This window comes from Kitasatospora sp. NPDC034035 (genome assembly GCF_055575755.1).
Genome location: NZ_JBVISA010000058.1, coordinates 22,582 through 31,165, shown reverse-complemented (window position 1 = coordinate 31,165; position 8,584 = coordinate 22,582). Strand labels below are relative to the sequence as shown.

Below are 8,584 nucleotides of genomic sequence, written 5' to 3'. Positions count from 1 at the left end.
CAGCGCCGATGGTACTGCAGGGGGGACCCTGTGGGAGAGTAGGACGCCGCCGAACAATCTTTCAGAAGAGCCCCCATCCGGATCCCGGATGGGGGTTTTTCGTATGTCGTGATCAGGGTGTCCACACCGCCGTGAGCCCTTCTGCGAGACCATGGCTTCCATGGATACCGAGACGTTCGTACGCACCCGCCGTTCCCTGCACGCGGTGGCCCAGCTGGTGCTGGCTGGGCCTCAGCACCGGGTGGGCGGCACGATCCGCCTGCGTGCCTGCGCGGGCGGCTTCGCGACCAGTGTCGAGCCGCGCCTGCGGGTGATCGGCGCTGAGCTGGTCGGGCCGGGGGAGGTGCTGTCCCTCGAGTGGACCACCTGTACCGCACTCGGAGCGGCACTCGGGCTCGCGGTCGGTGCTCCCGTCGGGCTGTACGAGGACGGGTTGGGCGTCGCCGTCGATGACGCGGTCGAGGTGGACCCGTCCGCTGCCGGCCGGCTCCTGCACTGCTTCGCGCTTGGCGACGCCGCGTTGCGCGGGCTGTTCCCCGGCGCGGAGCCAGTCATCTGGCCCGAGCACTTCGACATCGGGGTGACCGTCGACGGCGTCAACTACGGTGTCTCGCCCGGTGACGCGTTCCTGTCGGAGCCGTACGCCTATGTCGGCCCGCACATTCCTCGGCAGGGCGATTTCTGGAACGCGCCCTTCGGCGCTGCCCGGCGGATGCGTGAACTCGGCGGTGTCACGGGGGTCATGGCCTTTCTGGCGGAGGGCCGCCGACTGGCCGCCGGTGACGGTGCCGACGACGGCGTGGTTCGCTGACGTACCTACGACGCCATCGACGGCATCGACCGGTTCATCGGCGTGGCCGCGGCCGTGGGCGCGCTCGCACGATTCCGCACCCTCCTCCGGGGCCGGGCCTCGTGACCGTAGGGCTGCAGGGCGCCGTCCACGGCACAGCCGGCGCGCCTCGGCCGTCCCGGGCGCGGCGGGTGATCGGCTCGTTCTCCGCTACCTGGGCCCGGCCCGGATCGGCCATGTGACGCGCATCACTGGCCGGGGGAAAACCGGGAGGCCCGGCGCTCCGTAAGACCAGGACGTGAAGCGTTCACCGGCCTCGATGACCGAGGCCCAACTGGTCCGGCGGATCTCCCGCGGGGACACCGCAGCCTTCGACGAGCTGTACCGGCGCAGCGCGCCCTGGCTGACGGCGCGTCTGCGCAGGCGTTGCGCGGACGACGAGATCGTCGCCGAAGTCCTGCAGGAGACGTACCTGGCGGTGTGGCGGGCGGCCGGATCCTTTGCCGACAGCATGCGCGGCGAGGAGGCCGGCGGCTGGTTGTGGACGATCGCCGCCCGTCGGCTGGTGGACGCCTTCCGGGTGCGAGGCCGGCACAGCGCCCTCCCGCCCGCGTCCGCCGCCCCGGGGCCGGCGCCCTCGGCCGAGCACGAGGTGCTCGATTCCGTCATCGGGGGTGACCTCGGCGCGGCCCTGGACCGGCTCGCGCCCGAGCTGCACCAGGTCCTGACCGCGATGGTGCTCGACGGGCTGACGGTCCGTGAGACCTCCGCGCTGCTGCGGATTCCCGAGGGAACCGTCAAGACCCGTGCCCGCCGTGCCCGCCTCGACCTGCGAAAGGCCCTGTCATGACTGCGCACGTCCCCCGTCGGCTGCTGGTGAGTTACGTGCTGGGCCCCGACGCCCCGGCCGGTCCGACTGACGGCCGGAGCGAGGGCCCGAGTGTCGGGGAGCTGTGGGCGGTGGAGGCGCATCTGGAGCGGTGCGCCGTCTGCCGGTCCGAGTTGGCGGAGGTGTCGCTCGCCCACAGCCCGGCGGCCACCGCGCTGGTGGAGCAGGTGCGCGAGCGCCTGTCGGCGTCCCTGTCGCCGGTGCGTCGGCGCCGGTGGCGGCGGGTGCGGGGGGAACTGGCCCGGTGGGCGGCCCCGGCGTTCGGGCCGTGGGTCGCGGCGCTCGTGCTCGTCGTCCTCTGCGCCCTGGTCCTGGCGTCGGCCGTCGCGCGGGACTCCCCGACCCTGTTGCTCCTGGCCCCGGCGATGCCGCTGCTGGGCGTGGCCCTGAGCTGGGGCCCGCACACCGATCCGGTCCACGAGCTGGTCGCCACGACTCCGAGGGCCGGGCTCGCGCTGGTCCTGCGACGGACCGTGGCCGTGCTGGCCTTCGTGATCCCGCCGCTGGCGGTCGGCGGCTGGATCACCGGCACCGCGCCCGCGCTGGTCCTGCTGCCCGCCCTCGCGCTGACCTGCGCCGCCCTGGCACTGGGCAGCAGGCTGGGCGTCCAGCGTGCCGCCACCGCACTCGGCGTCGGCTGGGCCGCGTTCGTGGTCATCCCCGCGATGGACGACAGGACCGTTCCGGTCTACCTGCGGGAGTCCGCCGCCCCTGGGTGGGCGGCCGCGGCCGCGGCCCTGGGCGTCGCCGTCGTCCTGTGCCGCAACACCTACCTGCACTCTCGTGAGGCCCGCGTGCACCGGCGCTGACCCGGCCCGTCGTCCTTCGTGGACGCCGCCGTTCCCCGGCCCGGCCCCGCCTTTCCCCGGCCCGCGCCGGCGGCCACCTGTGCCGCCTTCCACCTGCCCTGCCGTGTCCTGCCCTGCCCTGCACCCGTACTGCGAGGAGACCCGACCATGCCCGTCACCGGTACCGCGAGCGAGATCGCCCCCACCCGCTACTCCCACCACATCCGGGCCCGCGCGCTGACCGTGCGGCGTGGCCGCCGCCTGGCGGTCGACGGGATCGACCTGGACCTCGGCGTCGGCGTGCACGGCCTGCTCGGTCCCAACGGGGCGGGCAAGACCACCCTGATCCGTACGCTCGCCACCGTCCTGACCCCGCACAGCGGCGAGCTGGAACTCCTGGGCAGCGCCTGCCGCAGCCGCGGCGAACTGCGGGAGCTGCGCCGCCGGCTGGGCTACCTGCCGCAGGCGTTCGGGCACTACCGGCGGTTCACGGTGCGCGAGTTCGTCGAGTACATGGCCTGGCTCAAGGAGGTGCCCGGCCACAAGGCGGCCGACGCGGTGCAGCACGCCATCGACCGGGTCGACCTGACCGGACGGGCCGACGACCGGATGGGCTCGCTCTCCGGCGGCATGCTGCGCCGGGCGGGCATCGCCCAGGCGATCGTCAACGACCCCGACATCCTGCTCCTCGACGAGCCCACGGTCGGCCTGGATCCCGCCCAGCGCCTGGAGTTGCGCGCTCTGCTGCGCGACATCGGCGAGCGGTCCTGCGTCCTGGTCTCCACCCACCTGGTCGAGGACGTCGGCGCGGCCTGCACCGGCGTCGTGCTGATCGACGAGGGCGCCACGGTCTTCGCGGGCCACGTCGACGGGCTCCGCGCCGCGGGCACCGACACCGACCCGGGCGACAGCGACATCGAGCGCGGCTACTCCGCCATCCTGCGCCGGCACCGCCAGGCGAAGGCCGGCGCCGGCGCGTAGGCGGCGCACCCCCGGTCACCCCTGATCGTCCTGCGATCACCCCCCCTGATCGCCCTGCGATCACCCCCCTGATCGCCCTTGCGACACCCCGCCTGTCCTGATCCCCTCGACCACTGGAGACCGTGATGTTCCGAATGGTGCGCCTGGAGGCGAAGCGCTCGATCGCCCTGGCGCTGTTCCTGGTGATGGCCGCCGTGACCCGTGCCTTCCTCTGGATGGACGTCCAGGAGTGGGCGGCCAGTTGGACGCCCCTGGTCTCCTCGATGCGGGCGACCGCCTGGACCGGACTGCCGGTGGTGCTGGCCGCCGCGATCTGGCACGGCGGGCGGGAGCGTCGCAACTCGGTCACCGAGCTGTTCGCCGCGACGCCGCGGCCGCGCCCGGTCCGGCTGCTGCCGGCCGTCGCGGTGCTGGCCGGTGCCGCGGTGCTCGCCGTGACCGCGGTGGTCGTCTGGGCCGCGGTCATCGTCTCCGGGCACGCGACCTTCAGCGACGGCGAGTGGCCGCTGGGCCTCGCGGTGGGGCTGCTCGCCACGGTCGCGGTCACCCTGCTCGGGCTGGGTATCGGACGGGCGGCGCCGACGCCGGTCGCGGCGCCTCTGGGCGCGGTGCTGTTGTTCCTGATTCTGACGGTGAGCCGGATACGGGACGGCCGGCCGGCGAACCGCCTGGTGGACACGGTGCTCCCGATGCTGCCGGTGACGGACGACTTCCACCGGGTGCTGCCCTCGCTGTCCTTGGCCCAGAGCGTCTGGTTCGCCGCCCTCGGGGTCACCGGCGTGCTGCTGACCGTCGCGGCCACCACCCGTGCCCGGGTCCTGGCCCTGGCTCCGGCCGTGGCCGGGTTGGCGGTCGGTGCCCTGCTGGCGCCCTCCGGCGCGATCGTCCCCGCCCCGCGGGCCACCGAACTGGTCTGCTCACCCGAGGACAGCAGGGTCTGCGTCACCAAGGTGCACAGCAGGGCGCTGCCCGACCTCCTGGCTCCCGCCCGGAGGGTGCTCGACGCCTTCGCCGAGGTGCCGGGCGGCCCGAAGCGGATCCAGGAGGACCCGGTGACCTGGAAGCTCGAGGACGACCGGCCGGCCGCTGCCAAGGACCCCGGTACGGTGCGCGTCCAGCTCCCGAACCGGACCCAGGAGGGCGGCATCCGGTGGGAACCGGCCACCCTCCTCGACGTGGTGGCCCACAACGCCGTCGTCGACCTCGACTGCTTCTCCGGAGAGCAGGAAAGGACCCGTGCGGGCGACGCCGCCTACGCGATCACCGCACTGCTTCTGGGCACCCCCACCGACAAGCTGAGCCCCCTCGCGCGCACGGCCTACGACACCCTGCGCGCGCTGCCCGCCGAGGAGCGTTACCGGCGGATCGGGGACAGCCGAAAGGCCGGGCTGACCTGCGGTGACCCGCTGGGCGCCATCACGGGCGAGGGAGCGGGCCGATGACCCCGGAACTGCGCGGCCTCGTGCTGCACCTGCGCAGCCGGGCGATTCCGGCGACCGCCGTGGTCTTCCTGTGCGCCGCCGCCCTCACCTGGGCCGGGTGCCGGATGGACGATCCGGGGGGCTCCCGCATGGTCCGCCTGATCGCCGTGGTGCTGGGAGTCGCCGCTGTCGCCCGCACCCTGGCCGGCCCGGACGAGGAACTGGAACGTGGTACGCCCGCCCGCTGGCGGCTGATCCGCGCGCTCCACCTGACGCTGCTCGGCGGGGCCCTGCTCGGCCTGCTCGCCGCCGTCGGCCTGCTTGCCGGTCGGCAGACGCACGCCGTGCCGCTCGGCACCCTCGTCCAGGCCGTGTCGGCGCTCACCGCGACGACCGCTCTGGCGGCGGTGCTGTTCGGGGCGCAGGCGGCCTGGGCCCCGCCCGTCGGCTGGGCGCTGCTCATGCTGGCGGTGGGACCGCGGGACAACATCACCGGAGAGGCGCTGACCTGGATGGTCCAGGAGCCCCACACCGACGTCTCGAGGACGGTGCCCGCCGTCCTGACCGTGGTGGGCGCCGCCGCCTACATCCGGTGGGGGAGCCGCGGAGGATCGTCCGGTCGTTGATCGACGCGATCGTCCGGACGTACCGATCGGGCGCCGCCGGCCCCACCCGCTCGGGTCTGAACCACTGTTCAGGCTCGAGCGGGTGGGGCCGGCTTTGTCGTAAAATCAACGTTTGTGCCGGCCACGGCCGGTGACGGTCGGTCAGGGCGGAGGCGCGGAGGGTGCGATCGGACGGGCCGGACGGGCCGCCGCGGTGGTGCCGCCGGGTCAGACTTCACCGTCCGCGGGGGGCGGACCGGTTGCCCTTCCGGGACCTGCCGGGTTGCCCTGCGGGGACCTGACCGGTTGTCCCGTGAGGGCAGGGCCGGCCGGGCTGGTGCGGCCGTGCGGCGCTGTCCGTGGGTTGTTCGAACCGGCCACGGTTACTGGTGGGTGTTGACATGGTCACGGGTTGTAGGAGGAGATACGGGGGAAGGGGGAGGTCGCGGAGACGAATGGGCCGAAAGGGCTCGTCGACATCGTGGGTATCCGGCGCGCCCTTCCCCGGGCCGACTGCCCGGGGAAGGGAAGATCGCTTTGCGTGCCGAATCAGTTGCCCTGCCTGATGTCGCTCAGCGAACCGCTGACATTGAGGAGCTCGTGACATGTGGACGCCTGCTTGCCCGAGGCCGGGGTGCCCGGGGACTCGCAGGTCACACTCGCCGTCACGGCCTGGTCTTCGGAGACCTGGATGGGAGTCACCCAGTGGTAGTCCTGGTTGCGGAAGGTCTCCAAGGCGATCGTGGTGATCGTCTGGTTTCCGGCCGTGATGGTCAATAGCCCTTGGTCGCCTTGGAAGTTGGCGGCCACGATGTCCGTGATGTCGAAGACCTTGCCGTGCGGCACCTGGTAAGTGCCCACGGCGGAGGCGGCGTTCGCGCTCTGTACGTCGATCGTCGCGGAACTCTGCGAACCGGTGCCCGGCACCGCGAGGCCGCCCGGGCCGGGGGTGCGGCCGCCGGGACCGGAACTCGGCTGCCCGGCGCCCGGCTTGTTCTGGCCACCGGGGCTCGCACCGGAATGGGCCGGCGTCGCGCCGGCTTCGGGGGCGCCGGGGGTCGGAGCCGGGGCGGGGGTGGCGGACTGCTGGGCGACGGCCTTCTCGGCGGCCTGCTTCGCCGAGCTGCGCACCGCCGGGCGGACCAGGGCGAACCAGGCCAGCAGCAGGGCGAGCAGCGCCGCCAGAAGAGCGAGCAACCACTTGGGGAGGATCGGCAGTTGAATGAACTCACCGTCCAGGGTCGGACGTTGAGCAGCCGTCAGGGCTGGGGTCGGGGTGGTCTCGGCCGTGCCCTCCGGACCCTTGCCGTCCGCCCCCTTGCCCTCTGCGCCCTTGCCGTCCGGGCCCTTGCGGGCTTCGGGCTCCTCCGGGCCCACCGTGACCTCGAACGGCCAGGACGCCGGCTTGCCGAACCAGATCAGCTTGCGGGTGCGTGCCTGCAGCCGCACCTCGCCGGACTCGCCGGGAGCGAGGCGCAGCCGCTCCGGGGTGACCTGGAACCGCAGGTCCTCGCCGGCCTGTCCGGGAGTGAGGACGACGGTGCCGGGAGCGTTCCCGAGATTGCGCACCGAGGTCCGGTAGCGTCCGCGCAGCCAGCCTCGGCGACGGCGCGGCGCGAGGGCGGCCTGCAACTCGTGGAACGGGGTCACGGTGACCGTGGTCTCCGGAACCGTCACCAGCTCGGGGCGTTCGGCCGGCAGCACCCGGATGCCGAGCGGGAAGTCACCGGCCCGCGCGGCGGGCGAACGCGGCGGAGCCAGGCGCACCGTCACCGTCTCGGACGTCCCCGGGAAGAGCGAGACCCGGGCCGGTTCCACCGTCGTCCAGGCGGCACAGTCGCCGACCACCTCAAGCGAGTACGCCTCAACGATGTCGAGGTCGTTGCGTACCGTCAGGGTCGTGGTGGCCACGCCACCGGGGGCCACCGTCAGTGCGGGCAGGCCGAGTTCGGCGGATGTGGTCATAGCGTGACGGTAGGACCTCCGGACGGTCCGAGGAGAGGGCCGTACGGGCAAGCCGTGGGCACACCCCTTGCCCGTACGGACCGACCGACCCCGTCCGGTGCCGTCGGCGCACCGCGCGGACCGCTGCCCGCACCCCCCAGAGCCACGGCCCGCGCTGTCCGACGGCGGCCGGCCGTCACCACCACAGGTCCCCTGGAGAATGGAGTGTTCGATGACGTCGACCGACACAACCCGTACATGCCGTGAGGAAGCCGTCAGCACCCTGCGGACGACGGTGGCACCTCGGTCCGGCCGCGCCCGCCCGTCCGGCAACGCCCGCCCGTCCGGCACCGCCCGCCCGTCCGGGGCAGGCGGCGCATCCGCCCAGGTGCGGGCCAAGCCGGACCAGGTGCGCGTGGCGGTGTACGCGGAGGACATCATCCTGCAGACCGGAGTGGTCCAACAGCTGCGCCAGCGGCCCGAGGTGGAGCTGCTGAGCGAGAGCGAGGCGGCGCAGGCGGAGGTCTCCCTGCTGGTGGTCGACGCCATGACCGAGACGGTGGCCGAGCACCTGCGCCGGCTGCGGCTCGCCTCGTCGGGCGCGATAGGCCTGGTGGTGGGTCACTTCGAGGCCGGCGGGCTGCAGACGATCGTCGAGTGCGGGGTCGCCGCCGTGCTGCGCCGCTCGGAGGCGGACCAGGACCGGCTGGTACACCTCATCACCGCCCTGGCCAACGGCGAGGGCGTGATGCCCGGGGACCTCCTCGGCGAGCTGCTCGACCGGATCGGGATACTCCAGCGCACCATGCTCGACGGGCGGGGCCTGACCCTGTCGACCCTGACCGCACGGGAAGCCGACATGCTGCGGCTGGTCGCCGAGGGCTTCGACACGAGTGAGATCGCCGCCCAGACCTCGTACTCCGAACGCACCGTCAAGAACGTGCTGCACGAGATCATCACGCGGCTGGGCCTGCGCAACCGGGCGCACGCGGTGGGGTACGCCATGCGGCGCGGCCTGATCTGAAGGCCGCGGCCGTGGCGGCCTGCCCTTTGGGGACACAGGTTGTTACCCCCGGCTCGGGCGTCCGGACTCTGTCCCCGGGGGCCCGAGCCGGGGAGACTGCGGGGAGACCGCCCCTGCCATCCTGAGAGGTCGAGCGTGATCG

General features: G+C 73.3%; 8 protein-coding genes. 7 read left to right on the top strand and 1 reads right to left on the bottom strand.

The genetic code is table 11. The annotated features are described in order from the left end of the window. Positions 1–160: 160 nt before the first annotated feature. From ACZ52J_RS41050 to ACZ52J_RS41025, 6 genes are all read left to right on the top strand, one after another. Complete coding sequence (locus tag ACZ52J_RS41050; protein ID WP_360509044.1) at positions 161–811, top strand: hypothetical protein; 651 nt, start codon at positions 161–163, stop codon at positions 809–811. 298 nt (positions 812–1,109) lie between these two features. Beyond that, positions 1,110–1,640, top strand: coding sequence for an RNA polymerase sigma factor (locus ACZ52J_RS41045; protein ID WP_465626362.1), 531 nt, complete (start codon positions 1,110–1,112; stop codon positions 1,638–1,640). Then, positions 1,637–2,488, top strand: a complete 852-nt coding sequence (locus ACZ52J_RS41040) for a zf-HC2 domain-containing protein (RefSeq protein WP_465626354.1) — start codon at positions 1,637–1,639, stop codon at positions 2,486–2,488. Before ACZ52J_RS41045 ends, ACZ52J_RS41040 begins: the two co-directional genes overlap by 4 nt. Positions 2,489–2,635: 147 nt before the next feature. After that, positions 2,636–3,448, top strand: a complete 813-nt coding sequence (locus tag ACZ52J_RS41035; protein WP_465626352.1) for an ATP-binding cassette domain-containing protein — start codon at positions 2,636–2,638, stop codon at positions 3,446–3,448. Between the two features lie 125 nt (positions 3,449–3,573). Beyond that, positions 3,574–4,890, top strand: a complete 1,317-nt coding sequence (locus ACZ52J_RS41030) for a hypothetical protein (protein WP_465626350.1) — start codon at positions 3,574–3,576, stop codon at positions 4,888–4,890. Beyond that, positions 4,887–5,495, top strand: a complete 609-nt coding sequence (locus ACZ52J_RS41025) for a hypothetical protein (protein ID WP_465626348.1) — start codon at positions 4,887–4,889, stop codon at positions 5,493–5,495. The genes ACZ52J_RS41030 and ACZ52J_RS41025 overlap by 4 nt, the downstream gene beginning before the upstream one ends. A 528-nt stretch (positions 5,496–6,023) precedes the next feature. Here the strand turns inward: ACZ52J_RS41025 and ACZ52J_RS41020 are convergent. Next, entirely contained in the window at positions 6,024–7,439 is a 1,416-nt protein-coding gene (locus ACZ52J_RS41020) for a COG1470 family protein (RefSeq protein ID WP_465626346.1), read from the bottom strand. A gap of 211 nt (positions 7,440–7,650) precedes the next feature. Here ACZ52J_RS41020 and ACZ52J_RS41015 point away from each other — a divergent pair, with 211 nt between their 5' ends. Next, positions 7,651–8,442 (top strand): response regulator transcription factor, encoded by a 792-nt coding sequence (locus ACZ52J_RS41015; RefSeq protein WP_465626344.1) that lies wholly within the window; start codon positions 7,651–7,653, stop codon positions 8,440–8,442. Positions 8,443–8,584: the final 142 nt, after the last annotated feature.